At 55.1% G+C, this 15221-nt stretch carries 15 protein-coding genes; 12 read left to right on the forward strand and 3 right to left on the reverse strand.

What is annotated here, in order from left to right; all coding sequences use genetic code 11:
- The first annotated feature begins 1 nt into the window (after position 1).
- The 11 genes from GYRE_RS06335 to trpS all read left to right on the forward strand — a co-directional run bounded on the left by GYRE_RS06335 (position 2) and on the right by trpS (position 9223).
- A complete protein-coding gene (locus tag GYRE_RS06335; RefSeq protein WP_038253894.1) occupies positions 2 to 529 on the forward strand; it encodes a PilN domain-containing protein in 528 nt (175 codons plus the stop codon).
- Positions 513 to 953, forward strand: coding sequence for a HofO family protein (locus tag GYRE_RS23170; protein ID WP_051860924.1), 441 nt, complete (start codon positions 513 to 515; stop codon positions 951 to 953). Before GYRE_RS06335 ends, GYRE_RS23170 begins: the two co-directional genes overlap by 17 nt.
- Positions 940 to 1338 (forward strand): HofP DNA utilization family protein, encoded by a 399-nt coding sequence (locus tag GYRE_RS06345; protein WP_038253895.1) that lies wholly within the window; start codon positions 940 to 942, stop codon positions 1336 to 1338. The genes GYRE_RS23170 and GYRE_RS06345 overlap by 14 nt, the downstream gene beginning before the upstream one ends.
- Positions 1259 to 2488 (forward strand): DNA uptake porin HofQ, encoded by a 1230-nt coding sequence (gene hofQ, locus GYRE_RS06350; protein WP_038253897.1) that lies wholly within the window; start codon positions 1259 to 1261, stop codon positions 2486 to 2488. The genes GYRE_RS06345 and hofQ overlap by 80 nt, the downstream gene beginning before the upstream one ends.
- Before the next feature lie 291 nt (positions 2489 to 2779).
- Complete coding sequence (aroK, locus tag GYRE_RS06355; protein WP_006817548.1) at positions 2780 to 3301, forward strand: shikimate kinase AroK; 522 nt, start codon at positions 2780 to 2782, stop codon at positions 3299 to 3301.
- 61 nt (positions 3302 to 3362) lie between these two features.
- Positions 3363 to 4457 carry a 3-dehydroquinate synthase gene (gene aroB, locus GYRE_RS06360; protein WP_038253899.1) on the forward strand — a complete coding sequence of 365 codons (1095 nt, stop codon included), beginning with the start codon at positions 3363 to 3365 and terminating at the stop codon, positions 4455 to 4457.
- An 85-nt stretch (positions 4458 to 4542) separates the two neighbouring features.
- Positions 4543 to 5838, forward strand: coding sequence for a cell division protein DamX (gene damX / locus GYRE_RS06365; RefSeq protein ID WP_038253901.1), 1296 nt, complete (start codon positions 4543 to 4545; stop codon positions 5836 to 5838).
- A gap of 81 nt (positions 5839 to 5919) precedes the next feature.
- On the forward strand, positions 5920 to 6756 hold the full coding sequence (dam, locus tag GYRE_RS06370) for an adenine-specific DNA-methyltransferase (protein ID WP_006817545.1): 837 nt from the start codon (positions 5920 to 5922) through the stop codon (positions 6754 to 6756).
- A 38-nt stretch (positions 6757 to 6794) separates the two neighbouring features.
- Positions 6795 to 7472 carry a ribulose-phosphate 3-epimerase gene (gene rpe / locus GYRE_RS06375; RefSeq protein WP_006817544.1) on the forward strand — a complete coding sequence of 226 codons (678 nt, stop codon included), beginning with the start codon at positions 6795 to 6797 and terminating at the stop codon, positions 7470 to 7472.
- Positions 7465 to 8226, forward strand: coding sequence for a phosphoglycolate phosphatase (gph, locus tag GYRE_RS06380; RefSeq protein ID WP_038253904.1), 762 nt, complete (start codon positions 7465 to 7467; stop codon positions 8224 to 8226). Before rpe ends, gph begins: the two co-directional genes overlap by 8 nt.
- Positions 8219 to 9223, forward strand: coding sequence for a tryptophan--tRNA ligase (trpS, locus tag GYRE_RS06385; protein WP_038253907.1), 1005 nt, complete (start codon positions 8219 to 8221; stop codon positions 9221 to 9223). Before gph ends, trpS begins: the two co-directional genes overlap by 8 nt.
- 50 nt (positions 9224 to 9273) lie before the next feature.
- Here trpS and cysG read toward each other — a convergent pair whose 3' ends face one another.
- The 3 genes from cysG to nirB all read right to left on the reverse strand — a co-directional run bounded on the left by cysG (position 9274) and on the right by nirB (position 13661).
- Positions 9274 to 10647, reverse strand: coding sequence for a siroheme synthase CysG (gene cysG / locus GYRE_RS06390; protein ID WP_038253911.1), 1374 nt, complete (start codon positions 10645 to 10647; stop codon positions 9274 to 9276).
- Positions 10648 to 10794: 147 nt separating this feature from the next.
- Positions 10795 to 11121, reverse strand: coding sequence for a nitrite reductase small subunit NirD (nirD, locus tag GYRE_RS06395; RefSeq protein ID WP_038253913.1), 327 nt, complete (start codon positions 11119 to 11121; stop codon positions 10795 to 10797).
- Positions 11118 to 13661 (reverse strand): nitrite reductase large subunit NirB, encoded by a 2544-nt coding sequence (gene nirB, locus GYRE_RS06400; RefSeq protein ID WP_038253915.1) that lies wholly within the window; start codon positions 13659 to 13661, stop codon positions 11118 to 11120. Before nirB ends, nirD begins: the two co-directional genes overlap by 4 nt.
- Before the next feature lie 240 nt (positions 13662 to 13901).
- Between nirB and GYRE_RS06405 the strand changes: the two genes are divergently transcribed.
- The gene (locus GYRE_RS06405; protein ID WP_038253917.1) at positions 13902 to 15218 is read left to right on the forward strand and encodes a cytosine deaminase; all 1317 of its coding nucleotides are present in this window, start codon (positions 13902 to 13904) and stop codon (positions 15216 to 15218) included.
- Positions 15219 to 15221: the final 3 nt, after the last annotated feature.

The raw sequence follows: 15221 nt of genomic DNA on the forward strand, positions 1-15221 counted from the left end.
CATGACAGTTGTGAATTTTCTCCCCTGGCGTGAAAACCAGCGACAACAGTGCCTGCGTCTGTGGGGACTTCTCTTTGGCGGTACCGTACTGGTCACGATATTGCTGTGGTTCGCGCTGGGTGTTGAACAGAGAACCCTGCTCGCTGTTACCCATGTTCACAAAGCCTCGCAGGCTCTGCTTACAAAGGCGCTAACGCAGCGTGAGGCAGAACTCCGGCTTGGGTTGAAAAAACAAGAAGTACACCAGCACCTGCAATGGCGCAGGGAACAGACCCGGGCGTGGCAACAGCGGTTTTTGGTCATTGCGGAACGCTGCCCGCAGCCGGTATGGCTCACGGAAATAGACTGGCAAAAGGGCCGCCTGATCCTCGACGGCTTTAGCGTGAGCTTCCCCGCATTGGCCTCACTCACGTCTGCCTTACGGGATATTCCTGGCCTCTCAGCGGCGACCATGGGGAAAACCCACAGGGATAATACCCGCTGGCAGTTTCGACTGCATATGGAGGGGAAGGATGAGAGCTCTCACTGAGCGCTGGTGCGCGCTGTCGATGAAAGCACGTTTCTCGCTTTGGCTGATTTTTACTTTCGTTCTGTTATCGCTCATTGGGATTATCCGGCGGGATGTCCCCTCTTTTAGTTCGGCGAGTCCACAGATAGCCGAACGGTGGCGGGGGCTTCGTCAGCTGCAGACGCAACCGGCAATACCGTTAGTGCAAACACCTGTACTCGCCTTCACGCCGCTTGAATATCAATTTGCCGGTACTCAACTGGTGGACTGGCAGCCGGAGGGCTCCGGTGGGGAGATGGTGCTTGATACGCACTGGCAGCAGATTGCAGAGATCTTCGCTCTTTTGGGTACACAGAATATGTCGGTGAGGGCGTTTAACCTGAAACCCTTCGCTAAAGCATTGCGCCTGACGCTGCAGCTGGAACACATCAATGACACCCGCTAACCGGCTGCTCATGGTGTTGCTGTTGCCAGCACTTCTTGGGATGCGCGATCCGTTCATGCCGCCGGAGGATAAATGTCAGTCAGAACAGCTCACACAGTGGCGCTATCAGGGGGTTGTCATGAACATGCAGCGTGCTTTAGCACTACTACGTGACGGAGATAACAAATGGCACCGCGTTGCGGTGGACGACCTTCTTGCGCCTGGCTGGCGGGTGCTGCGCTTTGATGCCGGAGAGCTTGAGGTGAAAACGGGTCCCGGGTGCGAACCTGAGCGCTGGGCCTGGAACAGAAAAAAGGAGAATAACAATGAGATGGATAACGCTGCTGCTGGCGGTTCTGATGTTCCGGGCGCAGGCAGAACAAAAGGTGACGCTGGTGGTGGATGAGGTACCGGTTGTTCAGGTACTGCAGAGCCTGGCGGCGCTGGAGTCACGAAACCTGGTGGTAGGGCCTGACGTCAGCGGTACTATCTCGCTACAGCTTAATGAGGTCCCCTGGAAGCAGGCGCTGCAGACGGTGGTGAATAGTGCTTCACTGGTGACCTCACAGGAGGGACGTGTACTGTTTGTTCATTCCCGGGCCTGGCAAAAAGAGAGGCAGACGCTGCGTGAGGCGGAACGAGAAAAACAGCAGCAAGCTTTGCCGCTGCTCGGCAAAAGTGTGCCGCTGCACTATGCGGATGCCGAAGCGTTGTTGAAAGCCGGGGAAAAACTGTTGTCACCCCGTGGGAACCTGACCATCGACAAACGAACCAACCGCATTTTGATTCGTGATGATAACCCGCATATTTCTGATTTTGAGCGCTGGGTAGCTGAAATGGATATCCCGGTCGGGCAGGTGGAGTTGATGGCCTACATCGTTACCATCAACGAGAAGAGCCTGCGCGAGCTTGGTGTGAAATGGACGCTGGCGGATGCCGAAGGTGCCGTCGGCAGCGGCCAACTGACCACGCTCAGCAGCGATTTGTCCGTTGCCAGTGCCAGCACCCGCGCGGGATTTAACATTGGGCGCATTAATGGTCGCCTGCTTGAGCTGGAGCTCTCGGCGCTGGAGCAAAAGCAAAAAGTCGATATCATTGCCAGCCCCCGACTGCTCGCATCTCACCTGCAGCCCGCCAGTATCAAGCAGGGCAGCGAGATCCCTTATCAGGTTTCCAGCGGCGAAAGCGGTGCGACCTCTGTCGAATTTAAAGAAGCGGTGTTGGGAATGGAAGTGACCCCCACGGTGCTACAGAACCAGCGAGTCCGTCTGAAATTGCGCATTAGTGAGAATATGCCTGGGCAGGTTTTGCAGCAGTCTGACGGTGAGGTACTTACCATCGACAAGCAGGAGATTGAAACTCAGGTTGAAGTTAAGAGCGGAGAAACGCTGGCGCTGGGGGGAATTTTTTCACAAAAAAATAAATCAGCGCGCGACGCTATTCCTTTTCTGGGGGCCATTCCCGGTATAGGTCAGTTATTCCGCCATGACGGGAAGGATAACGAACGACGTGAACTGGTGGTATTCATCACGCCGCGTATTATTTCTGTACAGTAATCGCTTCTTACCGCTGGGTTTTTTACGCTGAACACGTTTCAGGTGTTTGACGCGAGGGAGGATTTAGCATACAAGGAGTACCGATTTGAGAGTCAGTAGCGTGCTTACTACCAAAATGGGTCCGCCAGAGGCCCGGCGATCTTTACTGTTGCCAAACACGCTGGAGTATTGAGATAATTTTTAGTCTGACTCTCGCTCTATCGCATATGAGGTTTCAGTTCATGTCCTGCGGCGCCGCTGAAAGGCGACGTGGGTTTACCATTAACGAATAGTCTTAGTAGTACCGAAAAAATGGCAGAGAAACGCAATATCTTTCTGGTTGGGCCTATGGGTGCCGGCAAAAGCACTATTGGGCGCCAGTTAGCCCAACAACTCAGCATGGAATTTTACGATTCTGATCAAGAGATTGAGAAACGTACTGGTGCAGATGTAGGCTGGGTCTTTGACGTCGAAGGCGAAGAAGGTTTCCGCGATCGTGAAGAAAAGATCATCAACGAACTCACGGAAAAGCAGGGTATTGTGCTGGCTACTGGCGGCGGCTCTGTAAAATCCCGGGAAACTCGCAATCGCCTTTCTGCGCGCGGTGTCGTGGTGTATCTGGAAACCACAATCGAAAAACAGCTGGCTCGTACCCAACGTGACAAAAAACGTCCTCTGCTGCAGGTAGAGACACCGCCGCGTGAAGTGCTGGAAGCATTGGCTGGCGAACGCAATCCGCTGTATGAGGAAATTGCAGACGTCACCATTCGCACCGACGATCAAAGCGCGAAAGTCGTCGCAAACCAGATTATTCATATGCTGGAAAGCAACTGATTCTGGATAACCAGAACACCGGCGTTTAAGCGACATTAAGCTAATAAGGTGGATGCGCGTTATGGAGAGACTCACAGTCACTCTCGGGGAACGTAGTTACCCGATCACCATCGCGGCGGGTTTGTTCAATGAGCCCGCGTCTTTCTGGCCGCTGAAATCAGGTGACCAGGTCATGTTGGTGACCAACGAGACGCTGGCGCCGCTGTATCTGGAAAAAGTGCGCTCCGTTCTGGAGCAGGCCGGAGTGAAGGTTGACAGCGTCATCCTTCCTGACGGCGAACAGCACAAAAGCCTGGCGGTGATGGATACCGTTTTCACTGCCTTGCTACAAAAACCGCATGGTCGCGATACGACGCTGGTTGCCCTTGGTGGCGGCGTGGTGGGCGATCTGACCGGTTTTGCCGCCGCCAGCTATCAGCGTGGTGTGCGTTTTATTCAGGTGCCCACGACGCTGCTCTCGCAGGTCGACTCCTCCGTTGGCGGTAAAACTGCCGTCAATCATCCTCTTGGCAAAAACATGATCGGTGCATTCTGGCAGCCCGCCTCCGTGGTGGTAGACCTGGATTGCCTGAAAACTTTGCCTGCCCGTGAGCTCTCATCGGGTCTTGCTGAAGTCATTAAGTACGGCATCATTCTGGATGGCGAGTTCTTTAGCTGGCTTGAGCAGAACATCGATGCGCTGATGGCGCTGGATGAAAAAGCGATGGCGTATTGCATCCGCCGTTGTTGTGAGCTGAAAGCCGAAGTTGTGGCCGCCGACGAGCGCGAATCCGGCTTACGTGCTTTACTGAATCTTGGACATACGTTTGGTCATGCCATTGAAGCCGAAATGGGTTACGGCAACTGGCTTCACGGCGAAGCCGTGGCGGCTGGGATGGTGATGGCGGCGCATGCATCTGAACGTTTAGGGCAGTTTGCTGCCAAAGATACACAGCGCATTATTGCGCTGCTCAAGCGGGCAGGGCTTCCGGTAACGGGGCCACGGGAAATGTCTGCTGATTCTTATCTGCCTCATATGATGCGTGATAAGAAAGTTTTAGCTGGTGAGCTACGCTTAGTGCTGCCGCTGGCGATAGGGAAGAGCGAAGTTCGCGGCGGAGTGTCGCATGAAGTGGTTCTTGAAGCGATTGCTGATACTCAGCAGGAGCAACAATAAGAAAGGTCAGTCCGCGTTGATGCGGCAGTATAACTTCAGGTGACGTGCAATTGTCGTTGGCATAAGCCTTTTAGTGGGGTGTTAAATGGATGAATATAAACCAGAAGACGAGCTGAAACCCGATCCCAGCGATCGTCGTGCTGGTCGCTCACGTCAATCTTCCGATCGTGAAAACGAGCCACAGATCAATTTTGATGAGCTGGATCTCGATGCTGAAGAACGTCGCCCGACGCGCACCCGCAACGCGCGTGACGATGAAGAAGAAGAGTACGAGTCGGACGATGAGTCCGAAGCGCCGGTTGAACGCCGCCCGCGTAAACGTAAAAGTGCTGCTTCCGGTAAACCGGCTTCTCGTCAATATATGATGATGGGGCTTGGCATCCTGGTACTGCTGCTGCTGATCGTCGGTATCGGTTCTGCGCTGAAAGCGCCGTCCTCGCCGTCGACTGAACAACAAACCGCATCTTCTGAACGTAGCATTGACCTTTCTGGTAATGCCAGCGAGCAAACCAACGGTGCGCAGCCAGCACCGGGTGCAGCTGCAGGCCAGACAGCGGCGAATAACGAACCTCAGGGTGTGACGGTACCGCCTATCTCTTCTACCCCAACCCAGGGCCAGGCAACGACAGCTCCGGAAGGTCAGCAGCGCGTTGAAGTTCAGGGCGACCTGAATAATGCGCTGACGCAGCAGCAGGGTCAGGTTGATAATGCCGTGGTGAACTCCACTCTGCCGACCGAACCGGCTACCGTTGCTCCGGTACGTAACGGTGCCGCTGGCGCTGCTACGACGGCTCCGCGTCAGGTTGCGACTACGGAAACCGCACCGCGTCAGGCCACTCCTGCTCCGCGTCCGGAACGTAAGCACACCGTGATTGAATCTAAACCGCAGACTGTTGCTAAAGCACCGGTCAGCGAGCCGAAAGCGGTGACTCAGCCAAAACGCACAGAAACCGTTGCGACACCAGCGCCAGAAAAAGCGCCAGTGACCGCCACTCCAGCTAAGCCTGCGGCGACCACTACCGCACCGGCTGCGACGGCTACCGCTTCTGCTGCCGCCCCGAGCGCAGCGGCTGCATCTTCTGCCGGAAAATCGGCGGGTGACGTGGGCGCACTGAAGACCGCTCCAGCCAGTCACTATACGCTCCAGTTAAGCAGCTCCTCTAACTACGACAACCTGAACGGTTGGGCGAAGAAAGAGAACCTGAAAAACTACGTGGTGTATCAGACAACGCGTAACGGTCAACCGTGGTACGTGCTGGTCAGTGGTGTTTACGCATCGAAAGATGACGCGAAGCGTGCAGTTGCCACGCTGCCTGCAGATGTACAGGCGAAAAACCCTTGGGCAAAACCACTTCATCAGGTCCAGACGGATCTGAAGTAATGCCTGGGCAAATTGCCTCGAGCGCAGGATGCTGTCGGAGCCATTCTCCACAGCCGGAGAACGTGTAAGTAGTCAGACAGTATGAAAAAAAATCGCGCTTTTTTGAAATGGGCAGGGGGGAAATACCCCCTGCTCGATGATATACGTAAGCATTTGCCGAAAGGGGAATGCCTGATTGAGCCCTTCGTGGGCGCCGGGTCGGTGTTCCTGAACACCGACTTTTCTCGTTATATCCTCGCGGATATCAACAGCGATTTGATAAGCCTCTACAACATCGTCAAAACACAGACGGATGAATACGTGGTAGCTGCGCGTGAGATGTTTACGCCCGCGACCAACACATCAGAGGCGTACTATCAGTTCCGTGAAGAGTTCAACAAGTGCCAGGACCCGCTGCGTCGTGCGGTTCTGTTTTTGTATATGAACCGACATGGTTACAATGGTCTTTGTCGCTACAACCTGAAAGGCGAATTTAACGTGCCGTTTGGCCGTTACAAAAAGCCTTACTTCCCGGAAGCGGAGTTGTACCATTTTGCGCAAAAAGCGCAGAATGCCTTTTTCTACTGCGAGTCTTACGCCGATAGCCTGGCGCGTGCTGATAACTCGACCGTTGTGTATTGCGATCCGCCGTATGCGCCGCTTTCAGCGACCGCGAATTTTACGGCTTATCACACCAACAGTTTTAGCCTGGAACAGCAGGCACATCTGGCACAGCTGGCGGAAGGACTGGTAGATAAACACATCCCGGTGCTGATTTCTAACCATGATACGGCGCTTACGCGCGAGTGGTATCAGTTAGCCAAACTGCACGTCGTTAAAGTTCGGCGCAGTATCAGCAGCAACGGCGGCACACGTAAAAAGGTGGACGAACTGCTGGCTCTGTACCGCCCAGGAGTCGTTTCCCCCGCGAAAAAATAAATGTGAGCCTGGCTTGCCAGGCATCTTAGGAGAAGCGGATGAAACAGTATTTGATTGCCCCCTCAATTCTGTCGGCTGATTTTGCCCGCCTGGGTGAAGATACGGCGAAGGTGCTGGCTGCCGGCACGGACGTCGTACATTTCGACGTAATGGATAACCACTACGTACCGAACCTGACTATCGGCCCGATGGTCCTGAAATCTCTGCGTAAGTACGGCATTACCGCCCCGATTGATGTGCACCTGATGGTGAAACCGGTTGATCGCATTATTCCCGATTTCGCGGCGGCGGGTGCCAGCATCATCACTTTCCATCCGGAAGCGTCAGAACACGTCGATCGCTCCCTGCAACTCATCAAAGAGCATGGTTGTAAAGCGGGCCTGGTGTTTAACCCGGCGACCCCGCTGACGTATCTCGATCACGTGATGGATAAGCTGGATGTGATTTTGCTGATGTCGGTAAACCCGGGCTTTGGCGGTCAGTCCTTTATTCCGCACACGCTGGAGAAACTGCGTGAAGTGCGCCGTCGTATTGATGAATCCGGTTATGACATTCGTCTGGAAGTTGACGGTGGGGTGAAGGTGAGCAACATCGCCGAAATCGCGGCTGCCGGGGCGGATATGTTTGTCGCGGGCTCCGCTATTTTCGAGCAGCCGGATTACAAAAAAGTGGTCGATGAGATGCGCCGTGAACTGGCAAAGGTAACTCATGGCTAAGTTAGAGAATATAAAAGCGGTAGCTTTCGATCTGGACGGCACGCTGGTTGACAGCGCGCCGGGGCTGACAGCGGCCGTTGATAACGCATTATACGCGCTGGAACTGCCGGTTGCAGGTGAAGAACGCGTTGTCACCTGGATTGGCAACGGTGCCGATGTGCTGATGCAGCGTGCGCTGACCTGGGCTCGTCAGGAGCGCACTGCGCTGCGCGCGCAGCAGGGTAAACCCTCTGTTGACCACGACGACATCCCGCAGAACGAACAGGTTGCCATTTTACGTAAACTGTTTGATCGCTATTACGCCGACTTTGCCGAGGAGGGGAGCTACCTGTTCCCGTCTGTTGCCGAAACGCTGGGCGTACTGCATGCCAAAGGGCTGCCGTTGGCGCTGGTCACCAACAAGCCGACGCCGTTTGTGGCGCCGATCCTCGAAGCGCTGGGCATTGCGCATTTGTTCGACGTTATCATCGGTGGCGATGATGTGCAGAACAAAAAGCCGCACCCGGAGCCACTGCTGCTGGTGGCCGAACGCTTAAGCGTTGCACCTTCATCGTTGCTGTTTGTCGGTGATTCCCGCAACGATATCCAGGCCGCGAAAGCCGCGGGCTGCTGCTCCGTAGGTTTGACCTACGGCTATAACTATGGCGAATCGATCGAACTCAGCGAGCCTGATTATATTTTCGATCGCTTCGATGAACTACTGCCCGCGCTTGGGCTTCCGTACAGTGAACATCAGGAATTGAATAATGACTAAGCCCGTTGTTTTTAGTGGCGCACAGCCGTCAGGTGAATTGACCATTGGCAACTATATGGGTGCGCTGCGTCAGTGGGTGAACATGCAGGATGACTATCACTGTATTTACTGCATCGTTGACCAGCATGCGATCACCGTTCGCCAGGACGCTCAGCAGCTGCGCAAAGCCACGCTGGATACGCTGGCGCTGTATCTGGCCTGTGGCATCGATCCGGAAAAGAGCACCATTTTCGTGCAGTCTCACGTGCCAGAGCACGCGCAGCTGGGTTGGGCACTGAACTGTTACACCTATTTCGGCGAACTGAGCCGTATGACCCAGTTCAAGGACAAATCTGCCCGCTATGCGGAAAACATCAACGCTGGCCTGTTTGACTACCCGGTGCTGATGGCGGCGGATATCCTGCTGTATCAGACCAATCAGGTACCGGTGGGTGAAGATCAGAAACAGCATCTGGAGCTGAGCCGCGACATCGCTCAGCGCTTCAACTCGCTGTATGGCGATATCTTCAAAGTGCCGGAGCCGTTTATTCCGAAATCCGGCGCTCGCGTGATGTCGCTGCTGGAGCCGACCAAAAAGATGTCCAAGTCGGACGATAACCGCAACAACGTGATTGGCCTGCTGGAAGATCCAAAATCGGTCGTGAAGAAGATCAAACGTGCAATGACCGACGGCGACGAGCCGCCGGTGGTACGTTATGACGTGCAGAACAAAGCCGGGGTAGCCAACCTGCTGGATATTCTTTCCGGTGTTACCGGCAAAACTATTCCGGAGCTTGAGCAGCACTTCGAAGGCAAAATGTACGGTCATCTGAAGACCGAAGTTGCCGAAGCGGTTTCCGGCATGCTGACCGAGCTGCAGGAGCGTTATCACCGCTATCGCAATGACGAAGCCTTCCTGCAGAAAGTGATGAAGGAAGGAGCGGAGAAAGCGCGTGCGCGTGCATCGGTGACGCTGAAGGCGGTATATGAAGCCATTGGCTTTGTCGCCCATCCGTAAGTGATAAAAAAACCGGGGAAACCCGGTTTTTTTACAGCTAGATTCGTTGGTTAGTGGTTCGAGAACCAGTTGAGCTTGTCGCGTAGCGCCACCACCCGGCCGACGATGATAAGCGCCGGGCTTTCCATTTGTGTTGCAAGCGCAGCAAGCTCTGTTAATACACCATCGACCACGCGTTGCTTAATGGCGGTACCATTTTCGACTATCGCTACCGGCATATCCGACGGCATGCCGTGCTCCAGCAGCTTTTGTTGAATAGCGGCGGCCTGGTTCAGTCCCATGTAAAACACCAGTGTTTGCTTTTCTGCGGCAAGGTTTTGCCAGTCGAGCTCACCGCCGGTTTTCAGGTGACCGGTAACCAGACGAACGCTCTGGGCGTAGTCCCGGTGAGTCAATGGGATCCCGGCATACGCCGAGCAGCCAGAAGCAGCGGTAATTCCTGGCACGACGGAAAACGGAATTCCCGCCTGACACAGGGTTTCCAGCTCTTCACCGCCACGTCCAAAGATAAAGGGATCGCCCCCTTTTAAGCGCACCACGCGCTTGCCCTTCTGCGCTTCACGCAGCAGGATCTGGTTAATCTCTTCCTGGGGAACGCAGTGGTAGCCTGCGCGTTTACCGACGAACACCCGGTCAGCATCGCGTCGCACCAGGTTCATGATATCGTCAGAAACCAGACGGTCATACACCACAATGTCTGCTTGCTGGATTTGCTGGAGCCCTTTTAAGGTCAACAATCCGGCGTCACCCGGGCCGGCACCGACCAGCACCACTTCTCCACGGTTGTCGAGGTCTTCCTCCAGCAACTGCTCGGTGGTTTCGTGGATCGCTTTCTCGTCCTGATTCGCGAGCGACTGCGCCAGGCGGTCGTTGACAAAGAGCTTCTCCCAGAAGCGGCGGCGTTCACTTATTGTGGCAAATCGTTGCTTCACCCGTGAGCGCAACTGCCCGGCAAAGTGGGCGAGCTGACCTAAATGCTGAGGCAAACTGGCTTCCAGTTTCTCACGTAGCAAACGGGCCAGCACCGGAGAGGTGCCTCCGGAGGAGACGGCAACCATCAGCGGAGAGCGGTCGATGATCGACGGCATGATGAAGCTCGCCTGTTTTGGCGCATCCACCACGTTACAAAAAATACGCCGTGCTTCCGCAGCCTGGCTGACCTGTCCGTTCACTTCTTCATTGTCGGTGGCGGCAATCACCAGCCAGCAAGGGTCAAGTAGCGATTCATCAAAGTGACCTTTAACCAGAGTGAGCAAGCCAGCGTCTGCCCAGACAGAGAACTGAGGTACAACGTCGAGCGCGTTAACGGTGAGGCGCGCGCCGGCATCCAGCAGCAAGCGTGCTTTACGCTCGGCAACATCTCCGCCGCCGACCAGCAAACAGTCACGATCGCGCAGTTGGCAAAAGATAGGTAAGTGATCCACGGGGTAACCTCACGGCGTTAACAGGCGCAACTGGGGGATAAATAGTGCGGGTAAGGATAACAGCAGTCATCGTATGGAATATACGATTTTTCCCGCTGTTATCCCTTTCAGGTCATAAGTTTTTGGTATTACTTATTCCCAAAACGATCAGGCTTTCAACTGCACCTGGCCGTCTTTTACGCGCGCATCGAAATGTGCAATGGAGTGGCTTTCGTCTTCCATGCACAGGCCATCGCGCAGGCGGAAGCGCTGCTTTTTCAGTGGGCTTGCCACCCACAGATCGCCGTTGTGTTCGGCAATCAGACCGCGCGACAGAACGCTCGCGTCAAAGAACGGGTCGATGTTACTAATGGCGAAGACCTGCTCATCGTGGTGCGGGCGGAAAATAGCCACCTGCTGTTGACCCAGCAGGGCGCAAACGCCCGTTTGCGGCAGAATATCGTCGATGCTGCAGATGTTTACCCACTGGCTCATACGTTTTCCTCCACCAGAGTTACAGGAATGCGTTCGTACGGTGTTGCCGGGCGATGCTGCTCACGTTCAGGCACAACCTGTACGTTGGGATCGCGTTGAGCGCTGTTGATGAAGTGTTTGAAGCGAACCTGGGCGGCCGGGTTGTTTACCGTCTCGGTCCATTCGCAGGCAAACGCGGCACGCAGACGTTCCAGCTCTGCTTCCAGTTGTTCATTCAGACCCAGTTTGTCGTCGATAATGACGGCGCGCAGGTAGTCAATACCGCCTTCCATCGCGTCCAGCCATGGCGCGGTACGCGTCAGTTTGTCGGCGGTGCGGATATAGAACATCATGAAGCGGTCGAGGTACTTAATCAGCGTTTCGCTGTCGAGATCGGCGGCGAGCAGATCGGCGTGACGTGGCTTCATCCCGCCGTTACCACAGACATACAGGTTCCAGCCCTTCTCGGTGGCGATGATACCGACGTCTTTCCCCTGGGCTTCCGCACATTCGCGGGTACAGCCCGACACGCCGAACTTCATTTTGTGCGGAGTACGAATACCTTTGTAGCGGTTTTCCAGCTCAACGCCAAAGCCGACGCTATCACCCACGCCGTAACGGCACCAGGTGCTGCCGACACAGGTTTTCGCCATACGCAGCGCTTTGGCATAGGCGTGGCCAGTTTCGAACCCGGCTTCAATCAGCTGACGCCAGATCTCCGGCAAGTCATCTTTCTGTGCGCCAAAGAGGCCGATACGCTGGGAGCCAGTGATTTTGGTATACAGATTGAATTCAGCCGCAATACGACCTACAGCTATCAGGCCTTCCGGCGTAATTTCGCCGCCCGCAGAGCGAGGGATGACCGAGTAGGTACCGTCTTTCTGAATGTTAGCCAGGAAGTTGTCGTTGGTATCCTGCAGCGGCGTCAGCTGCGGCTTCAGGATGTAGTCATTCCAGCAGGAAGCCAGCAGAGAGCCGACCGTCGGCTTACAAACTTCACAACCGTAGCCCTTGCCGTGTTTTTCCAGCAGCTCGTCGAAGGTTTTGATGCCTTCCACGCGGATGAGGTGATACAGCTCCTGACGAGAGTAGGCAAAGTGTTCACACAGATTGTGGTTCACTTCGATACCCTGTTTCGCAAGCTCCGCGTTCAGCACCTGGGTGACCAGCGGGATACAGCCGCCGCAGCCGGTACCGGCTTTGGTTTCGGCCTTCAGCGCTGCCACAGTGTGGCAACCCTTGTTGATAGCTGAGATCAGGTCGCCTTTGGTGACGTCGAAGCAGGAGCAAATTTGCGCACTGTCGGGCAGTTTGTCTACGCCGATCGCCGGTTTGCCGCCTGCGGCATGCGCCGGGAGAATAAGCGCATCCGGGTTTTCCGGTAGCTCAATGGCGTTCAGCACCAGCTGCAGCAGGTTGCCGTAGTCGCTGGTGTCGCCGACCAGTACCGCACCGAGCAGCGTTTTGTTGTCCGGGCTAACGATAAGGCGTTTGTAGACCTCTTTGTTTTCATCGAGGTAGACGTAGCTGCGGGCGTTAGGGGTGCGACCATGCGCATCGCCGATGCCGCCAACGTCAACGCCCAGCAGCTTCAGCTTGGCGCTGAGGTCAGCGCCTTCAAAGGCGTTTTCGCTGCCAAGAATGTGGTCAACTGCCACCTGTGCCATTTTGTAGCCAGGGGCGACCAGGCCGTAAACGCGGTTATTCCAGCTCGCACATTCACCGATAGCATAGATATCTGGGTCAGACGTCTGGCAACTGTCGTTAATCATAATACCGCCGCGCTGGGCAACGGCCAGGCCACACTGGGTGGCGAGTTTGTCACGCGGGCGGATACCGGTGGAGAAGACGATGAAATCGACTTCCAGCGCGCTGCCATCGGCGAAATGCATGGTTTTACGCGCTTCGGTGCCTTCCTGGACAATCTCTTTGGTGTTTTTGCTGGTGTGCACACGCACGCCCATGCTTTCAATTTTGCGCTTCAGCTGCTCGCCGCCCATCTGGTCGAGCTGTTCGGCCATCAGCATAGGGGCAAACTCAATCACATGAGTTTCAACGCCCAGGTTTTTCAGTGCACCGGCGGCTTCAAGGCCCAGCAGGCCACCGCCAACCACGGCTCCACGCTTGCTACGACGGGCGCAGGCTTCAATGGCGTTGAGATCTTCGATGGTACGGTAAACGAACGTATCCTGGGTTTCAGAACCTTTGATTGGCGGGATCCACGGATAGGAGCCGGTCGCCATAATCAGTTTGTCGTAAAATACAGTACGGCCCGCGCTGGAGTGGATAACCTTCTCCTGGCGGTTGATGGTGATAGCGCGCTCGCCGACCAGCACCTTAATGCCATGCTTCTCATAAAATCCTTCGCGGACCAGCGAAAGTTCTTCCGCTGTGTGGTGGGAGAAGTAAGATGACAGGTGGACGCGGTCGTAGGCGATGCGGGGTTCTTCACAGAACACGGTAATGTCGAACTGGTCAGCAGAGGCTTTATCGAGGAGATCCTCAATAAAACGGTGGCCGACCATGCCATTACCGATGATAGCGAGTCTGACTTTGCTCATTATTGCCTCGATTTCTTTTCTATTACCGCCTACCTTAACGATTCAGCACCCGCTGTTATTGATACAAATCAAATACGCCTTTAACTACCCCCTAATGGGTATGCATATGATTTGGCAGTAATTTTATAAGTAATGGAAAACGCTGGCTTTTTTGTTGTGCTGATTTTATGTACAAAATAAGATGAAATAACGCACAGAGTGCGAGCTGCAGCGTGAGCCCGCCATCGCAGGAGATAAGCAATGACGACCACACCACTTTGGTTAATTCAAAATGTCCGCCTGGCGGATCGCGAAGGGTTATGGCAAATCGCGATTGATAAGGGGCGTTTTGGCGCAATTACTCCTATGGGAGAGGGCGGTAGTGAAAGCTACGAGGTGCTCAACGCGCGCGGCGGACTTGCTATTCCCCCGTTTATTGAGCCGCACATTCATCTGGATACCACGCAAACAGCCGGGGAACCGCACTGGAATCAGTCTGGTACGCTGTTTGAAGGCATTGAGCGCTGGGCCGAACGTAAAGCGCTGCTGAGCCATGAGGACGTAAAGCAACGTGCCTGGAAAACCCTGAAGTGGCAGATTGCTAACGGCATTCAGTTCGTCCGTACCCATGTCGATGTTTCTGACCCAACGCTTACCGCGCTGAAGGCGATGCTGGAAGTGAAGCAGGAAGTCGCGCCGTGGATTGAACTGCAGATTGTGGCATTCCCGCAGGAGGGCATTTTGTCCTACCCCAACGGCGAGGCGTTGCTGGAAGAGGCGCTGCGGCTGGGCGCAGACGTGGTAGGCGCCATTCCACACTTTGAATTCACTCGTGAATATGGTGTGGAGTCTTTGCATGTAGCGTTCGCGTTGGCGAAGAAATATGACAAGCCGCTCGATATCCATTGCGATGAAATCGATGATGAGCAGTCGCGTTTTGTTGAAACCGTCGCCGCGCTGGCGCTCAAAGAGGGGTTGGGTGCGCGCGTGACCGCCAGCCACACCACGGCAATGCACTCGTACAACGGGGCGTACACCTCGCGTCTGTTCCGTCTGTTAAAGCTCTCTGGTATCAACTTTGTCGCTAACCCGTTGGTGAATATTCACCTGCAGGGACGCTTTGACGATTATCCAAAACGCCGTGGGATCACGCGGGTGAAAGAGCTTCTGGCGGCGGATATTAACGTCTGCTTTGGTCATGACGATGTGTTTGACCCGTGGTATCCGCTGGGCACTGGCAATATGCTGCAGGTGCTGCATATGGGGCTACATGTGTGCCAGATGATGGGCTATGGGCAAATCAACGACAGCCTGAAGCTCATCACCGATAACAGCGCCCGGACGTTTGGGGTGGCTGAATACGGCATCGCGACGGGGCTTCCGGCCAACCTTATCATTCTGCCAGCAGAAAACGGTTTTGAAGCGGTGCGGGCGCAGGTGCCGGTACGCTGGTCGATTCGTCAGGGAAGAGTGATTGCGACCACGCAGCTGGCGCAAACCTGGGTGCAGACGGATAGCGGTGGAGAAGAGGTTTTCTTTACGCAAAACAGCCCCTTTGCCAGCGACAAAGGGGCGTAAGGC

The organism is Yokenella regensburgei ATCC 49455, from assembly GCF_000735455.1.
Classification (GTDB): domain Bacteria; phylum Pseudomonadota; class Gammaproteobacteria; order Enterobacterales; family Enterobacteriaceae; genus Yokenella; species Yokenella regensburgei.

Excerpts from the sequence above, each read along its gene's own strand:
- GYRE_RS06345 (WP_038253895.1), top strand. The coding sequence starts at position 940 with ATGACACCCGCTAACCGGCTGCTCATGGTGTTGCTGTTGCCAGCACTT.
- hofQ (WP_038253897.1), top strand. The coding sequence starts at position 1,259 with ATGAGATGGATAACGCTGCTGCTGGCGGTTCTGATGTTCCGGGCGCAG.
- GYRE_RS23170 (WP_051860924.1), top strand. The coding sequence starts at position 513 with ATGAGAGCTCTCACTGAGCGCTGGTGCGCGCTGTCGATGAAAGCACGT.
- aroK (WP_006817548.1), top strand. The coding sequence starts at position 2,780 with ATGGCAGAGAAACGCAATATCTTTCTGGTTGGGCCTATGGGTGCCGGC.
- nirB (WP_038253915.1), bottom strand. The coding sequence starts at position 13,661 with ATGAGCAAAGTCAGACTCGCTATCATCGGTAATGGCATGGTCGGCCAC.
- GYRE_RS06335 (WP_038253894.1), top strand. The coding sequence starts at position 2 with ATGACAGTTGTGAATTTTCTCCCCTGGCGTGAAAACCAGCGACAACAG.
- GYRE_RS06405 (WP_038253917.1), top strand. The coding sequence starts at position 13,902 with ATGACGACCACACCACTTTGGTTAATTCAAAATGTCCGCCTGGCGGAT.
- rpe (WP_006817544.1), top strand. The coding sequence starts at position 6,795 with ATGAAACAGTATTTGATTGCCCCCTCAATTCTGTCGGCTGATTTTGCC.
- gph (WP_038253904.1), top strand. The coding sequence starts at position 7,465 with ATGGCTAAGTTAGAGAATATAAAAGCGGTAGCTTTCGATCTGGACGGC.
- nirD (WP_038253913.1), bottom strand. The coding sequence starts at position 11,121 with ATGAGCCAGTGGGTAAACATCTGCAGCATCGACGATATTCTGCCGCAA.
- damX (WP_038253901.1), top strand. The coding sequence starts at position 4,543 with ATGGATGAATATAAACCAGAAGACGAGCTGAAACCCGATCCCAGCGAT.
- aroB (WP_038253899.1), top strand. The coding sequence starts at position 3,363 with ATGGAGAGACTCACAGTCACTCTCGGGGAACGTAGTTACCCGATCACC.
- dam (WP_006817545.1), top strand. The coding sequence starts at position 5,920 with ATGAAAAAAAATCGCGCTTTTTTGAAATGGGCAGGGGGGAAATACCCC.
- trpS (WP_038253907.1), top strand. The coding sequence starts at position 8,219 with ATGACTAAGCCCGTTGTTTTTAGTGGCGCACAGCCGTCAGGTGAATTG.